Below are 17,325 nucleotides of genomic sequence, written 5' to 3'. Positions count from 1 at the left end.
AAGGGCCCAATGGGGCACAAAGTCGAGGGGTATCCGTGGGTCACTCCGGCGCCTTGACGGGGGTGTCCACGTGGAGGGTCTCGCCGTTGAAGAACGGCTTCTGCTCCTCGCGCCGCGACAGGATGAACATGATCGGCAGGCCGAGCAGGATCGTGCCCATCCCGAAGAGGAAGACGCTGCCGATCTCCCAGCCGAGGCCGGGCACCGTCCAGGCTCCGAGGTAGCCGTAGTCGGCAGAGAGCATGTCGATCGCGCTCTTGAAGAAGGCGAAGGTGAGGATGAGCGCGCCCAGCAGCGGCAGGATCCCCTTGACCCACAGGTCCTTGCCGCCGCGGGCGATGTCCTTGCGGAAGTACCAGACGCACGCGTAGGCAGTGATGCCGTAGTAGAAGGCGATCATCAGGCCGATCGCCAGGAGCACGTCGCCATAGACGTTGTCGCCCATGAGGCTCAGCGCCACATAGATCGCCGTCGCCACTCCACCGATGAACACGGTGGAGTAGGTCGGGGTGAGGTAGCGCGGGTGGGTGTCGGCGAACCGCGTGAGGATCGCCCGGTAGACGCCCATCGCCAGGGTCCCGCGGGCGGCCGGCAGGATCGTCGTCTGCGTCGAGGCCACGGCCGAGACGAGGACCGCGAGCAGCACGACCCAGTCCCAGCTGCCGAGCGCCTGCTCGCCGATGACGCTGAAGACGTCGTCGGCGTTCTCCTCGTTGCTCAGCCCGATGCCGGTGTCGCCGACACCGGCATACGAGACGGACGCGACGGTCGTCAGGAGGTAGGTCGCCAGCAGGATGAGGGTGGCCGCGACGGCCGCGCGACCGGGGGTGTTCTCCTTGTCCTTGGTCTCCTCGTTGAGCGACAGGATCGTGTCCCAGCCCCAGTAGATGAAGACCATGAGGATCATGCCCTCGGTGAGGGAGCCCCAGCCGCCGCCACCTTCCTGGAAGAACGCCAGCGGGTTGAACCACGAGGCCGAGATGTCGATCGAGGTGTCGGGACGGTCCGCGCCGAACACCGCCCAGAGCAGCGCGCCGACGAGTATCGCGAGCGCGACGTACTGGACCGCCACGAGGACGTTCTGCAGCCACTTCGCGATCTCGATGCCGCGATAGGAGATGTAGGTCATCGTGGCGAGCAGGACGACGCCGAGCCCTGTCACCGCCACCTTGTTGTCGGCGAGGCCGTCGGCCCCGAGGAGAAGGAACGAGTACTGCGCCGCGACCTGCGCGAGGTTGGCCAGCACGATGATCCCGGCCATCGCCAGCACCCAGCCGCTGAACCAGCCGGTGCGCGGACCGAACGCCTTCGTCACCCAGGTGAACGTCGTCCCGCAGTCCGGCACCGCCCGGTTGAGCTCGCGATAGGCGTAGGCCGTGAGCAGCATCGGGATGAAGCCGAGGATGACGGCGACCGGAGCGAGCACTCCCGTCTCGATGACGACGTAGCCGAGCGTGGCAGCGAGGCTGTATGCCGGTGCCACCGATGCCAGCCCGATCGCGAGCGTGCCCGTGAAGGAGAGCGAGCCCTCGCTCAGCCCCTTGTGAGCCTGGATGTCGCCGCCGGGTGCGTTCCTGGTTGATGCGGACACGTCAGCCTGCCCTTCACGCTCGGGCGGCACGGGCACGCAGTCCGCCGGGTGAGCGCACTGTATGCCCGCGGCCGGGGGGCCGGTGGGCTCTTTCGCGGAATCGCGCTTCCGCCCTCCACGCCCGCAACGGGCCACGGGCTGCAACGATGTGGCGATGGTGCCCGATGTCGCCGCCTCACTTGCTCACGCCGAGCCGAAGGTGTTCTGGCTGGCCGACCGGGCGGCGCCTGCCCCCGCGCCGACCCTTACCGGCGACACCACGGCCGACCTCGTCGTCGTCGGGGGCGGCTACACCGGACTGTGGGCGGCACTGCAGGCCAAGGAGGACCACCCTGCTCGCGACGTCGTCCTCCTCGAGGCCCACACCATCGGGTGGGCCGCCTCTGGTCGCAACGGCGGCTTCTGCGCTGCGAGCCTCACCCACGGCGAGGCCAACGGGCTCGACCGCTTCGGCCCCGAGTTCGACACCCTGCAGGCGATGGGCCGGGACAACCTCGACGGGATCGAGGACGCGCTCGTGCGGCACGGCATCGACGCCGAGTTCGAGCGCACCGGTGAGCTCGACTTCGCCGTCGAGCCGTGGCAGGTCGAGGACCTGCGGGAGCTCGTCGACACGGTCAACCGTCACGGCGGCTCGATGGCCTTCCTTGACCGCGACGAGGCGCGGGCGCACGTGGACTCCCCGACCTACCTCGCCGCGATGCACGACCCTGACGGTGTCGCCATGGTCCATCCGGCCAAGCTCGCCTGGGGCCTGCGCCGTGCCTGCCTCGACCTCGGTGTCCGCATCCATGAGCACACGAGCGTCACCGCCATCGACACGGACGGACCCGGCGTGCGGCTCCGCACCGACCACGGCAGCGTCCGAGCGGCCAAGGCGGTGCTCGGCACCAACGTCTTCGGCGGTCGGCTCCTGCGCCGGCTGGACCACTACGTCATCCCGGTCTACGACTACACGCTCGTCACCGAGCCGCTCAGCGCCGAGCAGCTCCACTCGATCGGCTGGAAGGGACGCCATGGGCTGGCCGACAGCGCCAACCAGTTCCACTACTACCGGCTCACCGCCGACAACCGGATCCTCTGGGGTGGCTACGACGCCGTCTACCACTTCGGCTCCCGGGTGCGAGCCGAGTACGACCACCGACCAGCGACGTATGCCGTTCTCGCGCAACAGTTCTTCGACACCTTCCCCCAGCTGCGCGGGCTCGCCTTCACCCACCGGTGGGGAGGGGCGATTGACACCTGCAGCAGGTTCACCGCGTTCTGGGGTCGGGCCCACGGTGGGCGGGTCGCCTACGTGGCGGGCTACACCGGGCTCGGTGTCGGGGCGAGCCGGTTCGGGGCCCGGGTGATGCTCGACCTCGTCGACGGCGCCGACAACGAACGCACCCGGCTCCAGATGGTGCGCAGCAAGCCGCTGCCGTTCCCGCCGGAGCCCGCCCGGTGGGCCGCGATCAAGGCCACGACCTGGTCGATCCAACGAGCCGACCTGCACGAGGGCCGACGCAACCTGTGGCTGCGAACCCTCGATCGTGTCGGGCTCGGCTTCGAGTCCTGACCGCAGACGACGGAAAGAGCAGCTCATGCCCATGGCCCAGGGTCCGCGGGACGCGGACGTCATCATCGTGGGCGCCGGCCTGTCCGGGCTCGTCGCCGCCCGTGAGGTGCAGCGCGCCGGGCACGAGCCGCTCGTCCTCGAGGCCAGCAACCGCGTGGGCGGGCGGATCCTCACGGAGGAGCCGCTGCCGGGTGTCTTCCTCGAGCTCGGGGCGCAGTGGATCGGCGACACCCACCACCGGATGGAGGCGCTGGCCGCAGATCTCGGCATCGCTCTCTATCCGCAGTTCGAGGAGGGCGAGACCTCCTACGAGTTCGGTGGACGGCTGCTGCGCGGCGACGCCTTCCGGACGGCCCACGAGCAGGACCTCGCCGACGTCGACCGCGTGCTGCGCCGACTCGACGCCATGGCCGAGACCGTGACCGTCGCCGCCCCCTGGCTGGCCCCGGACGCCGACGAGTGGGACCGCATCACCGTCGGCCAGTGGTACGACGCGCAGGGCCTCTCGCCGACCGCACGCTCGCTGCTGGAGATCTGCACCGTCGGCATCCTCGCCGTGCCCACCGTCGAGGTCTCCCTGCTCGGGCTGCTCGTCAACGTCGTGACCTGCGGCGTCACCGCCGACCTGCTCTCGGAGTCGGAGGGAGGCGCCCAGACCCAGCGCTTCGTCGGTGGCACCGCGCAGATCCCGGAGCGGCTCGCGGACGACCTGGGGGAGCGGGTGGTGCTCGACGCCCCTGTCCTCACCATCGACCACGGGCCGGACTCGGTGACGGTGACCTGCCGGGGCGGTCTGGTCGCGAGAGGTCGGCAGGTCATCGTCGCGCTCGCCCCCACGCTGGCCGGGCGGATCATGTACGACCCGCCCCTGCCGGGGACGCGCGACCAACTGACCCAGCGCATGCCACAGGCCTCGGCGCACAAGGCGTTCGCGATCTACGACGAGCCGTTCTGGCGTGCGGACGGGCTCAACGCCCAGCTCATCTCCGACGTGGGCCCGGCCCGCATGTCCAACGAGTCCTGCATGCCCGAGGGGAGCGGGGGGCCCGGCATCATCCTGGCGTTCCTCGAGGGTGAGAACGCGCGCGCCGAGGGTCGGTGGCCCGCGGAGCAGCGGCAGGAGGCGCTGCGCGCCGAGCTGGGCCGCCACTTCGGACCCCGGGCCGCTGCTCCCGAGCTCATCGTCGAGGGCGGCTGGGCCGACCGGGAGTGGACCCGCGGCTGCTACAACGCCAACCCGGGACCCTGCGGCTGGATCCACTTCGGCCAGGCCCTCGCGGCACCGATCGGGCCGATCAAGTGGGCCGCCACCGAGACCGCGACCCAGTGGAGCGGCTACATGGAGGGCGCGGTCGACGCAGGGGTGCGCGCCGCCGCCGAGGCCCTGGCCGACCTGCCCTGAGGGACACGGCACACCTGCAGGGCGGCCGCGGTGACTACGTCAGGGGTCGAGGAGTTGCATCACGAGTAGTCCGGCCGGGCTCGCGAAAAATGATCCTGACGGGTGGCCCTCGGTTTCGCCAACGCCCGGACGGCCGAACCGGGTCGGAGAAGACTCCTTGGTCAGGAGTTCCGCCGCACCACGGCGACGTCCCCGTCGCCCCGGCGGCGCTTCGGAAAGGGATCCGAGATGCGTCGCACGACCAAGCGCTTCGGCGCCGCCATTGCCATGACGGCCGCCATCGGTCTCGCCACCGCGACAACAGCGGCGGCTCACGAGTGCTACAACGCCAGCCGCTCCGACAAGGGCAACACACAGGCCGGTGCCAACTCCAACGCGTGGTTCACGCTCGTGGTGTCCGACGCCATCGGTGGTGACGTCGAGGACGGTGTGCTCACTGCGGAGCAGGGCGAATGCGTCATGGCTGCATACGAGGCCAGCGGCGCGCCATCCTCCTTCACCATCAAGACCGTGGCCGGCAAGGACGGTGTCGTCGGCGGCCCCAACAACGCCGACGGCCGTGGCATCGACCACGTCTTCGCCGCCTACGGTGACGTCATCGGCGGCGCCTACGCGTCGTGCGGCGCCGGAGGTCCCGGCTGACCGGACGCGACTTCCTGACCTGGGCGGGTTACCGACACCCCTCGTCGGTGGCCCGCCCAGCCCGTCCAGCCCGCCCAGCCGGTCCGGACCGCGGGAGGTGAGCGGACGGCATACGGGCACGTAGTCTTGGCTCTTGTGGCAACCGACTTCCAGCAAGAGATCAAAGACCTGCGCACGACGATGACGTCGGTGCGTGACGTCACCGACCTGAGCGCGCTCGAGGCGACGATCGCCGACCTCGAGCAGCAGGTGGCGGCACCCGACCTCTGGGACGACCAGGAGAAGGCGCAGGTCGTCACCTCGGCGCTCTCTCGCGCCAAGTCCGAGTACGAGCGCGTCACCGGCATGGACACCAAGGTCGACGACCTCGAGGCTCTGGTCGAGATGGGCCAGGAGGAGAACGACGCCGAGACCCTGCTCGAGGCCGAGAAGGAGCTGCGCGCCGTCAAGAAGGCCGTCGGCGAGCTCGAGGTCCGCACCCTGCTCAGTGGCGAGTGGGACGAGCGCTCCGCCGTCGTGACGATCCGCGCCGGCGCCGGCGGCGTCGACGCGGCCGACTTCGCCGAGATGCTCATGCGCATGTATCTGCGCTGGGCCGAGCGCCACGGCTACCCGACCAAGGTCATGGACACGTCCTACGCCGAGGAGGCCGGCATCAAGTCCGCGACCTTCGAGGTCAACGTGCCCTATGCGTTCGGCAACCTCTCGGTCGAGGGCGGCACCCACCGCCTCGTCCGGATCAGCCCCTTCGACAACCAGGGCCGCCGCCAGACGAGCTTCGTCGCCGTCGAGGTCATCCCGCTCATCGAGGGGACCGACTCGATCGAGATCCCCGAGAACGACCTCAAGATCGACGTCTTCCGCTCCTCGGGACCGGGCGGTCAGTCGGTCAACACCACCGACTCCGCCGTGCGCATGACGCACCTCCCGACCGGCACCGTGGTGTCGATGCAGAACGAGAAGTCCCAGATCCAGAACCGCGCCGCCGCGCTGCGGGTCATGCAGTCCCGCCTGCTCCTGCTCAAGCGCGCCGAGGAGGCCGCCGTCAAGAAGGAGATGGCCGGCGACGTCAAGGCGAGCTGGGGCGACCAGATGCGCTCCTACGTCCTCAACCCCTACCAGATGGTCAAGGACCTGCGCACCGAGTACGAGACCGGCAACCCGACCGCCGTCTTCGACGGTGACATCGACGGCTTCATCGAGGCCGGCATCCGTTGGCAGATCGCCCAGCGCAAGGCCGCTGAGTGAGTTCCCTTGCGGGACAGTGAGACTCGAGACCAACGATGAGGTATGCCGTGGAGCTCCCGGCTGATGGACCGGCGGACTGGACGGAGTGGTCGGCTGCGCTGGCGCTGCGGATCCGGGGTCTGGCCGCGGGGGAGGACGTCGTCATCTCGCTCCCCTCGCTGGCGCGTCCGCACCTCGTGCGCAAGAGCCGGTTCCTGGGGATCATCCCCGCCGTCCACGAGGACACCTGGCCGTGGGCACGGGTGCGGCGCGATGACGACCACGCCGTCGCCGAGCTCGTGGGCAGCGAGCGCTTCGGCGGTGAGCTCCTCCTGTCGGAGGCCGAGGAGGCCCAGATCGACGCACTCGGCTGGCGCCGTCCGAGCCACGACGAGATCGAGGCGCGGATCTGGTCACGGTGGTTCCCCGACGACGTCGCGGTCTCGGGCTACCTACCGGCCTCGGACGCCGCGGCAGCGGCAACACTCGTGACCCGCACGCTGCGCGAGCTCTTCGTCACCGACGCCTGAGCGGTCGCACAGACACACACGCTCCACGGGGGAGTGGGGCCTGCGCACATGGGACTGCGGGTGGCGCCCGAGGATGCTGAGCGCCATGTGCCCGACAATGACGTCTCCTCGCGCGGTCCTCGCCACCCTGACCGCCCTCGCAGCCACCGCCGCCCTCGTGGCCGCCGCACCAGCGGCTACCGCCGACAAGCCGGGTGGCGGGCACTGCGCCCGCCAGGCCAAGATCGCGGTCCCCGGAGCCGAGAAGCAGAAGGTCTCCTGCCTCGACGACCTCACGACCGCCGGCACGGTGCCGTCCGGACACAGCAGGGCCGCGGACTTCGCCGGTCTCCACACACCCGGCACGGTCAACCCGACGGGGGTGCCCGGCATACAGGTCGACGGCTACTTCCCCGACACGTCGACGACGAACACCAACAACGGCTGGAACCACGACAGCCAGTTCGTCATCCGCATCCCCGACGACTGGAACGGCGGGCTCGTCATCACGGGCGCCCCGGGCAACCGCACGCAGTACGCCAACGACTTCATCTGGTCGGACTGGGTTCTCGCACAGGGATATGCATTCGCGAGCACCGACAAGGGCAACATGGGCCTGCGCTTCTACGACGACGGCTCGGAGCCGGGCGGCAGTGTGCGCGAATGGAACTCACGCGTCACCGAGCTCACCCTCGCCGCCAAGCGCGTCGTCAAGCAGGTCCGGGCGAAGGCGCCGCAACGGACCTGGATGGCCGGCATCTCCAACGGCGGCTACCTCGTCCGCTGGCAGCTCGAGAACCGCCCCGACCTCTATGACGGCGGGCTCGACTGGGAGGGCACGCTCCTCCGCGCTGACGGACCCAACCTGCTCACCTACCTGCCGACCGCGCTCAAGCACTACCCCGCGTATGCCGCGACCGGCAGTCCCGAGGCCCACGCGGCGATGATCGCGGCCGGCTTCGCACCCGGCAGCGAGTTCCTCTGGCCGTTCCACCACACCGTCTACTGGGACCTCACCCAGCGGATCTACCGCGAGGAGTTCGACCCCACCTTCGACGGCGCAACCGACGCCGGGACGCCCTACTGCGCTAGCGGCACTCCCCAGTGCGACGCGGACTACGACTACGCGAGCCGCCCCGCCGCGGTGAAGGAGGCCATGCGGTCGGTGGAGCTCACCGGCGACATCGGCAAGCCGCTCATCACGGTGCACGGCGACCTGGACACGCTGCTGCCGATCGGCACCGACTCCGACGTCTACGAGCAGCTCGTCGATGACGCCGGCCGGGGCTCCGACCACCGCTACTACCGGGTCGAGGACGGCACCCACACCGATGCGCTCGTCCCCGCGTTCCCGGACCGCCTCCGCCCGCTCCTGCCCTGTGCCCGCGCCGGGTTCGACGCGCTCACGGCGTGGGTCGAGGACGGGACGGCGCCGCCGGCGGACGCGACCGTGCCGCGCCCGACCTCGGGAGACCTGCTCCACACGTGCGCCCTGTGACCCGGCCACGTCCGACTTCGTGCCCCATCGGGCCGGTTCCGCATCCGGCGCACCCGCGCTGAAGGTGGCCCAATGGGGCACGAAGTCGCCTGGTGGGTGAGGGGATCTGCGGTCAGTCGATGGGCCGTTCGAGCCCGAGGGGATCCTTGTCGTCCTGCTTGGTGACCGTCGTCCGCAGCGCGGTGTGCGGCATGAACGCGATGGCGACGAGAGTGAAGACGGCCACGCCCGCCGCGATGAGGAAGATGAAGCCGGTGCTGTCGCCATAGGCCTGCCGCACGACCTCGAGTGCCGGGGCCGGCAGGGTGTCGAGGTCGAGGTTGCCCCCGCCCGTCGCGTCGCCCGAGCTGGGGATGCCCTTGGCCCGGAGACCGCTGACGATGTTGTCGCTGACCCGGCTCGTGAGGATGGCGCCGAGCACGGCGATGCCGACGGTGCCACCGAGCGAGCGGAAGAAGCTCACGACGCCACTGGCGGCACCGATGTCGCGCAGGTCGACGGTGTTCTGCACGACGAGGACGAGGTTCTGCATCAGCGTGCCCTGGCCGACGCCCATGAGGAGCATGTAGATCGAGAGGTGCCAGATCGGCGTCGTGTGGTCGGTCGGCCCCATGAGGGCCAGCCCGGCGATGAGGACGACGGTGCCGACGAGCATGTAGGGCTTCCAGATGCCGGTGCGGGTGATCAGCTGGCCCGACACCGTGGCTCCGACCATGCTGCCGAGGATGAGGGGCAGCATGAGCAGCCCGGCCTCGGTGGGCGAGAAGCCCTGGGCCACCTGGAAGAACTGGCTGAGGAAGACCGAGGTCCCGAACTGGGCGATGCCGACCGCGATGCTGGCGACGATGGCCAGCGTGGTCGTGCGCTCGAGGAGGATCTTGGGCGGGATGAGCGGCTCGGGGTGGCTCCGCTCCACGAAGATCAGGGCGAGCACGGCGAGCGCCGCGGGGACGAGGAAGGCGGCGGTCTCGACCGAGACCCAGTCGAAGCGGCTGCCGGCGAAGGAGACCCAGACGAGCGGGAGGCTGGCCGCGACCGAGATGAGGACGGCGCCCCACCAGTCGATCCGGACCGGGCGGCGGACCTGCGCGAGGTGCAGGAACCTCTGCAGCATGGCGAGCCCGACCAGCGAGATCGGCACCGCCGCCCAGAAGCACCAGCGCCAGCCGACCGTGTCGACGAGGAGCCCTCCGAGGAGCGGGCCGGACACGGTCGCGACGGCCATGACGGCAGCCATGTAGCCGCTGTACCTCCCGCGTTCGCGGGGCGGGATGATCGAGCCCATGATGGCCTGGGCCAGCGCCAGCAGGCCGCCGACGCCGAGCCCCTGCAGGCCCCGGGCGCCCAGCAGCTGGGGCACGTTCTGGGCGAACCCCGCGGCGAGTGAGCCGAGCAGGAAGAGCACGCCGGAGATCTGGACGAGGAGCTTCTTGTCGAAGAGGTCGGCGAGCTTGGACCAGATCGGGCTCGACACCGTCATCGCCAGCAGGGTGGTGGTGACGACCCACGTGTAGGAGGTCTGGCTGCCCTGCAGGTCCCCGATGATGGTCGGCAGGGCGGTGCTGACGATGGTCGAGCTGACCATCGCGACGAAGAGCATGGACAGCAGCCCGGTGAGGACCTCCAGGACCTCCTTGTGGCTGAGATCCGGTTCTGCGTAGGCGGTCCTGGTCGCCGTGGTGGTGGTGCGGTCAGACATGGGTGTCCTTGTTGGTGGTGTCGGTGGTGTCGGTGCTGGTGGTGTCGCCCGAGCCCCGCTCGGGACCGCCGAGTGCCGGGCTGAGGTGGTCGGAGATCTCGTCGAGCAGGGCTGCGGCGGCCTGGGCCCTGGCGGCGTCCCAGTCGGTGAACTGCTCACGCATACCGCGGACGTATGCCGCGCGCAGGGTGCGCAGCCGTGCCTTGCCCTGCGCGGACAGGCTGATCAGCTCGGCGCGGCCGTCGTCCGGGTCCTTGCGCCGCAGAACCAGTCCGTCGGCGACGAGGGAGACGAGCTGGCGGCTGACGACGGAGGCGCCCACGCCGAGCCGGTCGGCGACGAAGCCGGGGCGGCAGTCCCCGTGGTCGGACAGGATCGTGAGGATCGTGATGTCCGTGCGCTTGAGGTTGCCGGGCAGCTGGACCCACAGGTGCGACGTCGAGCGGAGCGAGCGGGTGAGGCGGAAGAGGCTGGTGCTGAACTCCTCGAAGGCGTCGTCCGCGCCCATGTGCTTGACCATGTCAACCATTGAACACCCGTTGGTTGCATCAAGCAACTTCATCACCGGAGTCCATCCGGGCACGCCGTTCTGCTCAGGGGTGCACTCGGGCCACAGGTCCGGAACCTATGCTCGACAGGCACCCTTCCCCGAGCCGTGAGGCCTGACCCCAGCGCATGATTCGCTTCGACAACGTCACCAAGGTCTATCCGAGGTCGACCCGCCCCGCGCTCGTCGACGTGTCCGTCAACGTCGAGCGCGGCGAGTTCGTCTTCGTCGTCGGCCCCTCGGGGTCCGGCAAGTCCACGATGCTCCGGCTCGCCCTGCGCGAGGAGAAGGCGACCTCCGGCGCCGTCCTCGTCGCCGGTCAGGACCTCGGGACCCTGTCGACCCGCAAGGTCCCACGCTTCCGTCGGGGGATCGGCGCGGTGTTCCAGGACTTCCGGCTCCTCCCCGGCAAGACCGTCGACCAGAACGTCGCCTTCGCGCTCCAGGTCATCGGCAAGCCGACGTCGGCCATCCGCCAGCTCGTGCCCGAGACCCTGGAGATGGTCGGGCTCGAGGGCAAGGGCAAGCGCCTCCCGCACCAGCTCTCCGGTGGCGAGCAGCAGCGCGTCGCCATCGCCCGGGCGGTCGTCAACAAGCCGCAGATCCTTCTGTGCGACGAGCCCACCGGAAACCTCGACCCCAAGATCAGCCTCGACATCGTGCACCTGCTCGACCGGATCAACCGCGCGGGCACGACCATCGTCATGGCGACGCACGACGCGGACACCGTCAACGAGATGCGTCGCCGGGTCGTCCAGCTCGACGACGGCGTGGTCGTGCGCGACGCCGAGGACGCGACCTACCTGGCTCTGGAGGTGGACAAGTGAAGGCCGGCTTCATCGCGGGCGAGGTCTGGTCGGGACTGCGCCGCAACCTCTCCATGGCGCTCTCGGTCATCCTCGTGACGATGGTGTCGATGTTCCTGCTCGGCATGGGCCTGCTCGCCCAGAAGCAGGCCGACACGATGAAGGGCTACTGGTACGACCGGATCCAGGTGTCGATCTACCTGTGCGCCGAGTCCTCCCTCCAGCCCAACTGCCAGGGCCAGGCTGCGACCACGGCGCAGGAGGAGAGCATCGAGAACCAGCTCCGCGCCATGCCCGAGGTCAAGGAGGTCTTCCACGAGTCGGAGGCCGAGGCCTTCGAGCGCTTCAAGGAGCAGTTCCGCAACAGCCCGATCACCGGCAACGTCCAGCAGGGTGACATCCCGCAGAGCTTCCGCGTCCAGCTCGGCGACCCGACGAAGTATGCCGTCGTCACGAGCCAGTTCGAGCGCGCACCGGGCGTCGCGAGCGTCCAGGACCAGGAGAAGGTCCTCAAACGCTTCTTCCAGATCATCAACTGGATCACCGTGTTCTCGGTCTTCCTCGCCGGCCTCATGGTCATCTGCGCGACGCTGCTCATGGCGACGACGATCCGGCAGGCGGCCTTCATCCGCAGGCGCGAGATCGGCATCATGCGGCTCGTGGGGGCGTCCAACTGGACCATCCGGATGCCGTTCATCATCGAGATGCTCGTGGTCGCCACACTCGGAGTGGGGTTGGCGGTCGGTGCGTTGTGGCTCGGCCTGCGGCTGATCTTCAACCTGGGCTTCAACCAGGTCGTGCTCAACCAGGCCCTCATCGGGGCGGGTGACGTCTGGTCGCTGACACCGTGGCTCTTCGGCGGCGTCATCCTCATCGCGGTCCTCACGAGCGTGGTCACCCTGCGCCGCTACCTGCGGGTCTGAGCCATCTCTGCCAGTGCGCCCGCACCCGCCAATCGCCTGCGGTCCGACCCCTGCGTCCGCGACAATGGTCGAGTTCCCGACCACCTCTGCGGACGCAGGAGAGACGACGGGCAGGAGAAGCTTCCCGGCGGGGGAGGTTCCATTCGGAGGTGACTCGTGTTACCAATGGTGACTATGTGGCGAACCCCTGCGCCTCGATCCGCTTCCGTTCGCCGGTATGCCGGTGTCTCGGTGGCGCTCGCGTGCTCCCTTGCTCTCGTGGCTCCCGTCTCAGCGCTCCAGGGCGCTGACCCCGACCCCGGTCAGCAGAAGCGCAAGGTCGACTCGCAGATCAACCAGCTGCGCGAGGATCTCAGCGAGACCAACTCGAGCCTGGCGGCGGCATACACGGCCCTGCAGGCGACCCAGGCCAGGCTGCCGGCCGCGCAGGCCGCGCTGACCCGGGCGCAGACCGCCGCAGCTCGCGCCGAGACCGCCAACGCCATGGCGACGCAGGAGCTCGAGGTCGCCCGGGCCAACGAGACCAAGGCGCAGGACGAGCTGACGTCCACGACCACGCAGATCCGCGAGAGCCGCGACGAGGTGGCGCAGTTCGCCGCACAGATCTACCAGGAGCAGGGCTTCGGCGAGTTCGACATGGCCATGACGTCGACGAGTCCGCAGCAGTTCGCGGACCGCATCGCCCTCATCGGCACGGTGATGGACCTGCAGGGCCAGTCGATGGTGGCGCTCGCGACGGCCAGGGCCAGCCAGACTGCGCAGGAGGACCACCTCTCAGCGCTGCGTGCCGACTCCGAGAAGGCCAAGCGCAAGGCCGAGGCATCACTCGCCGCCGCCAACTCCGCCCGCGACGAGGCCACTGCGGCCAAGACGGCGCTCGACACCCTGGCCGCCCAGCAGACCACCCAGGCAGCTACCGTCCGGGCCCAGTCGATCGCCGAGAAGGCCAGGCTCGCTCAGATGCAGGCCGAGTCGGCGCGCCTCAGCTCCGTCATCAAGGCCCGCGCCGCCGCCGCCCTCAAGGCCGCGCGCATCGCTGCCGCGGCCAACGCTCGCGCCAAGGCAGCGGCTGCGGCACGCGCGGCTGCGGCACGTGCCGCTGAGGCCCGGGCCTCAGCCGCGGCCGCCGCGGCGGATCGCGCGGCACGCAACAACAACAACCGGCCGGCGCCTCGAGGCCCGGCTGCACCGCCGCCGCCCCCCGCACCGCCCAGCGGCGGTCCGCTCAGCGCTCCGAGCGGAGGCCGGATCAGCTCCGAGTTCGGCATGCGCTTCCACCCGATCCAGCGGGAGTGGCGGCTGCACAGCGGTCGCGACTACGCGGCGCCCTGCGGCACTCCGGTCAGGGCCGCGGCCGCGGGCACCATCATCGAGTCGGGCTACAACTCCGGCTACGGCAACCGCGTCATCGTCGACCACGGCGTCATCAACGGAGTGCACCTGACGACGACCTACAACCACCTGCAGCGGATCCGCGTCGGTTCGGGTGGGGTCTCGCGGGGCGCCGTCGTCGGCTACGAGGGCTCGACCGGCAACTCCACCGGCTGCCACCTCCACTTCGAGGTCTACGAGGACGGCACCTTCGTCGACCCGCGCAACTACCTCTGACCGCGTCGGGGCTTGGGGCGGGACCAACGACGCCGCGGGTGCGGGCCGAAGGCACGCGCGCACACGGCATACGCTGCAGTAGCGTGTCGCACTGACTCGAGGAGGTGAGCGTCGTGGCACAGGCCAACAAGAAGAAGAGCGCCAAGGTCGACGACGGGCGCAAGCTCATCGCGAGCAACAAGAAGGCGCGGCACGACTACCTCATCGAGGACACGTTCGAGGCCGGGCTCGTGCTCATGGGCACCGAGGTCAAGGCCCTGCGCATGGGTCGCGCGACGCTGGTCGACGGGTGGGCCAGCTTCAGCGGTGACGAGCTGTTCCTCGAGGGAGTCCACATCCCCGAGTACCTCTCCGGCTCCTGGACCAACCACACGCCGCGGCGTCGGCGCAAGCTCCTCCTCAACCGCAAGGAGCTGGACCGCATCGCCCACAAGACCCGCGAGAGCGGCCACACGATCGTCCCGCTGCAGCTCTACTTCAAGGACGGCCGCGCCAAGGTGGAGATCGCCATCGCCAAGGGCAAGAAGGAGTACGACAAGCGCCAGACCTTGCGGGAACGCCAGGATCGTCGTGAGACCGAGCGCGCGCTCGGCACGAGCAGGGGGTAGTTCGTGAGGGGTCGGCTTCGGACCTGGTGGGTTGGCCTCGGTGCCATGGCAGTGGTGGTGCTGGGCTGCGTCCCGGTGGGAGCGGCCCTGGCGGCACCTGGGGTCGGCGGCGACGCCACACCGGCCTCGGTCGTCGGCTTCGTGCCGACGGACGACGACGCCACCCGCTTCAACGTCTCGTATGCCGTGCAGCCGGACGGGTCGATGCAGGTCACCCAGCGCATCCGCTGGGACTTCCCCGAAGGGGAGGAACGCCACGGCATCTATCGCACGATCCAGGTGCGCGCCGGCTACCAGGAGTCCACGACCCAGTACCGCCACTACGAGCTCTCCGACGTCGAGGTGACCTCCCCGACCGGGGCACCGACGGACACCGACATCTCGGACTTCGGCGCCTATGAGCAGGTGCGCATCGGCAACGCCGACGAGACCGTCGAGGGCGTGCACGACTACGTCCTGTCCTACACGCTCGACAACGTCGTCAACGACATCGGCGACGGCACCGCCGAGCTCTACTACAACCACATCGACCCCTCCAACGAGTACGTCTACCGCGACGTGAGCGCCGAGGTCACCGGCCCGGTCCCCGCGACGAAGGTCGCCTGCTACTACGGCGCGCTCCAGGAGGACACGACCTGCACCGGCACCGCGGGGGCCACGTCGACGTTCACCGTCCCCGACATCGCACCCGGTCAGGGGGCGACGATCGTCGTCTCGTGGCCACGCACGGCCTTCGGTGACCTCACCCCGGACCTGCGGGATGCCGAGGCCGACGGCGGTTTCGGTGGAGGCTATGGCGACCCGGGGCCCTCGCTCAGCCCGGACCAGCAGAAGTACCTCGGGGCGGCACTGGCCGGTGGCGGCGTGCTCATCCCGTTGCTCGCCGGTGGTCTCATGGGGGTGCTCGTCTGGACCCGTGGACGCGACGAGGTGTATGCCGGACTGACCCCGGGACTCTCGCCCGGCGCTGGTGAGAGCGTGCCCGTGGTGCGGGGGAGCGCCCCGACCGTGGCGGTGCAGTTCACGCCACCGGCGGGAGTCCAGCCGGGAATGGTCGGCACGATCATGGACGAGAAGGCCGACGTCGTCGACGTCACGGCCACTCTCATCGACCTGGCCGTCCGGGGACACCTCACCCTCACCGCCGAGGAGAAGGGGCGCTTCCGCAGCGACGACTGGATCCTGCGCCGGGCCACGCCGCCGGCCGGCGCCGCGGCCCTGGCGCCCTACGAGCAGCAGCTGCTCGACGGCGTGTTCGCCTCCGGTGACGAGACCAGGCTCTCCGCCCTCAAGAACACCTTCGCCGGCACCCTCAAGCAGGTGCAGGGGATGATGTACACCGAGGCCGTGCAGCGCCACTGGTTCCGCCGCTCACCCGATGCGCAGCGCTCCGCGTGGAGTGGGTTCGGGATCGTCCTGCTCATCCTGGGTGCCCTCGCCCTCTTCTTCCTGACGTCAGCGCTCGGTGGGCTCGGGGGCGGTGGGCTGGTGGCCATGGGATGGGTCTTCGGCATCGGCCTCGTCGTCGCCGGGCTCCTCGTGCAGGCGCTGGGCCGCCGGATGGCCTCCCGCACGGCGCAGGGCAGCGCGGTCCTGGCCCAGTCCAGGGGATTCGAGCAGTACATCGCGACGGCCGAGGCCAACCAGATCCGGTGGGAGGAGGCACAGGACGTCTTCTCGAAGTTCCTGCCCTACGCCATCGTCTTCGGCCTGGCCGATCGCTGGGCCACCGTCTTCGAGGACGTGGCCTCGGCGGCTGCCGCGGCGGGCCACGTCATCGCTGCCCCGAGCTGGTACCTCGGGCCGATGACCGGCTGGAACTTCGGCCACGTCGCCACGAGCATGGACTCGTTCTCGACGCAGGCCGCCGGAACGTTCGTCTCCACCCCTGGCTCGTCCGGCGGTTCAGGGCTCGGCGGCGGGGGTTTCTCCGGCGGCGGTGGGTTCTCCGGCGGAGGCGGCGGCGGGGGTGGCGGCGGCTCCTGGTAGCCGCTCCTCGCGCACGCACCACGTCGGAAGTCTCGAGTATCGCAATGCACGCTCAGTTGCTCCTTCGTCGCAAACGCGCGCATCGCGATACTCGAGACTTCCGCCCGCACCCTCTTCACCCCTCCGGAGGTGCCGAACACCGTTCGTCCGTGATGGGCTGGGTGGCATGACCAAGAAGATCGCATTCCTGACCGCACCAGAGGGCATCGAGCGGGTGGAGCTCACCGACCCCTGGGACTCCGTGACCGACACCGGGCACTCAGCCACGCTGCTGAGCACCGAGCCGGGCACCGTGCAGACCTTCGACCACCTCGACAAGGCGGAGACCCGCCCGGTCGACGGCCTCGTGAAGGAGGCGTCGGTCGACGACTTCGACGCTCTCGTCCTGCCCGGCGGCGTCGCGAATCCGGATGCGCTGCGCATGGACGAGGACGCCGTGGCGTTCGTCAAGGCGTTCGTCGAGTCGGGCAAGCCCGTGGCCGCCATCTGCCACGCGCCGTGGACCCTCATCGAGGCGGGCGTGGTCGAGGGCCGGACCCTCGCCTCGTGGCCCAGCCTCCAGACCGACCTACGCAACGCAGGCGCCACCTGGCAGGACGAGGAGGTGGTCGTCGACGGCAACCTCATCACCAGCCGCAACCCCGACGACATCCCCGCCTTCACCAAGGCGCTGCTCGACGCGCTGGGCTGAGGCCGCCTCGACACAGCGAAGGCCGGT

15 protein-coding genes are annotated in these 17,325 nt (G+C 69.8%); 12 read left to right on the top strand and 3 right to left on the bottom strand.

The features are described 5' to 3' along the window. Window positions 1-40: 40 nt before the first annotated feature. Window positions 41-1,591 (bottom strand): APC family permease, encoded by a 1,551-nt coding sequence (locus ACZZ98_RS02125; RefSeq protein ID WP_463514733.1) that lies wholly within the window; start codon window positions 1,589-1,591, stop codon window positions 41-43. A 154-nt stretch (window positions 1,592-1,745) separates the two neighbouring features. Between ACZZ98_RS02125 and ACZZ98_RS02120 the strand changes: the two genes are divergently transcribed. From ACZZ98_RS02120 to ACZZ98_RS02095, 6 genes are all read left to right on the top strand, one after another. Continuing rightward, on the top strand, window positions 1,746-3,149 hold the full coding sequence (locus ACZZ98_RS02120; RefSeq protein ID WP_463514732.1) for an NAD(P)/FAD-dependent oxidoreductase: 1,404 nt from the start codon (window positions 1,746-1,748) through the stop codon (window positions 3,147-3,149). A gap of 25 nt (window positions 3,150-3,174) precedes the next feature. Then, window positions 3,175-4,551 carry a flavin monoamine oxidase family protein gene (locus tag ACZZ98_RS02115; RefSeq protein ID WP_463514731.1) on the top strand — a complete coding sequence of 459 codons (1,377 nt, stop codon included), beginning with the start codon at window positions 3,175-3,177 and terminating at the stop codon, window positions 4,549-4,551. Between the two features lie 228 nt (window positions 4,552-4,779). Next, entirely contained in the window at window positions 4,780-5,193 is a 414-nt protein-coding gene (locus ACZZ98_RS02110) for a hypothetical protein (RefSeq protein WP_463514730.1), read from the top strand. A 135-nt stretch (window positions 5,194-5,328) separates the two neighbouring features. Further along, window positions 5,329-6,441: a peptide chain release factor 2 gene (gene prfB, locus ACZZ98_RS02105; protein ID WP_463514729.1), complete on the top strand. Its 1,113-nt coding sequence runs from the start codon at window positions 5,329-5,331 to the stop codon at window positions 6,439-6,441. Window positions 6,442-6,476: 35 nt separating this feature from the next. Next, complete coding sequence (locus tag ACZZ98_RS02100) at window positions 6,477-6,950, top strand: TY-Chap domain-containing protein (protein WP_463514728.1); 474 nt, start codon at window positions 6,477-6,479, stop codon at window positions 6,948-6,950. Window positions 6,951-7,047: 97 nt separating this feature from the next. Beyond that, on the top strand, window positions 7,048-8,427 hold the full coding sequence (locus ACZZ98_RS02095; protein WP_463514727.1) for a 3-hydroxybutyrate oligomer hydrolase family protein: 1,380 nt from the start codon (window positions 7,048-7,050) through the stop codon (window positions 8,425-8,427). A 112-nt stretch (window positions 8,428-8,539) separates the two neighbouring features. Here ACZZ98_RS02095 and ACZZ98_RS02090 read toward each other — a convergent pair whose 3' ends face one another. Both ACZZ98_RS02090 and ACZZ98_RS02085 read right to left on the bottom strand, forming a co-directional pair. Then, window positions 8,540-10,126 carry an MDR family MFS transporter gene (locus ACZZ98_RS02090; protein WP_463514726.1) on the bottom strand — a complete coding sequence of 529 codons (1,587 nt, stop codon included), beginning with the start codon at window positions 10,124-10,126 and terminating at the stop codon, window positions 8,540-8,542. Then, a complete protein-coding gene (locus ACZZ98_RS02085) occupies window positions 10,119-10,646 on the bottom strand; it encodes a MarR family winged helix-turn-helix transcriptional regulator (protein ID WP_463514725.1) in 528 nt (175 codons plus the stop codon). The genes ACZZ98_RS02090 and ACZZ98_RS02085 overlap by 8 nt, the downstream gene beginning before the upstream one ends. Window positions 10,647-10,801: 155 nt before the next feature. On the opposite strand from ACZZ98_RS02085, the gene ftsE reads away from it, so the two are divergent. The 6 genes from ftsE to ACZZ98_RS02055 all read left to right on the top strand — a co-directional run bounded on the left by ftsE (window position 10,802) and on the right by ACZZ98_RS02055 (window position 17,298). Then, window positions 10,802-11,500: a cell division ATP-binding protein FtsE gene (gene ftsE / locus ACZZ98_RS02080; RefSeq protein WP_463514724.1), complete on the top strand. Its 699-nt coding sequence runs from the start codon at window positions 10,802-10,804 to the stop codon at window positions 11,498-11,500. After that, window positions 11,497-12,402: a permease-like cell division protein FtsX gene (gene ftsX, locus ACZZ98_RS02075; protein WP_380085301.1), complete on the top strand. Its 906-nt coding sequence runs from the start codon at window positions 11,497-11,499 to the stop codon at window positions 12,400-12,402. Before ftsE ends, ftsX begins: the two co-directional genes overlap by 4 nt. Window positions 12,403-12,660: 258 nt before the next feature. After that, window positions 12,661-14,010, top strand: coding sequence for a peptidoglycan DD-metalloendopeptidase family protein (locus tag ACZZ98_RS02070; RefSeq protein WP_463514723.1), 1,350 nt, complete (start codon window positions 12,661-12,663; stop codon window positions 14,008-14,010). A gap of 113 nt (window positions 14,011-14,123) precedes the next feature. Beyond that, a complete protein-coding gene (smpB, locus tag ACZZ98_RS02065; RefSeq protein WP_380085299.1) occupies window positions 14,124-14,618 on the top strand; it encodes an SsrA-binding protein SmpB in 495 nt (164 codons plus the stop codon). 45 nt (window positions 14,619-14,663) lie between these two features. After that, the gene (locus ACZZ98_RS02060; protein ID WP_463514722.1) at window positions 14,664-16,607 is read left to right on the top strand and encodes a DUF2207 domain-containing protein; all 1,944 of its coding nucleotides are present in this window, start codon (window positions 14,664-14,666) and stop codon (window positions 16,605-16,607) included. Window positions 16,608-16,773: 166 nt separating this feature from the next. After that, window positions 16,774-17,298, top strand: coding sequence for a type 1 glutamine amidotransferase domain-containing protein (locus ACZZ98_RS02055; RefSeq protein ID WP_463514721.1), 525 nt, complete (start codon window positions 16,774-16,776; stop codon window positions 17,296-17,298). Window positions 17,299-17,325: the final 27 nt, after the last annotated feature.

Source organism: Knoellia sp. AC549 (assembly GCF_979258975.1).
The sequence above is the reverse complement of the archived record's forward strand: the minus strand, read 5'-3'. Positions and strand labels throughout refer to the sequence as shown.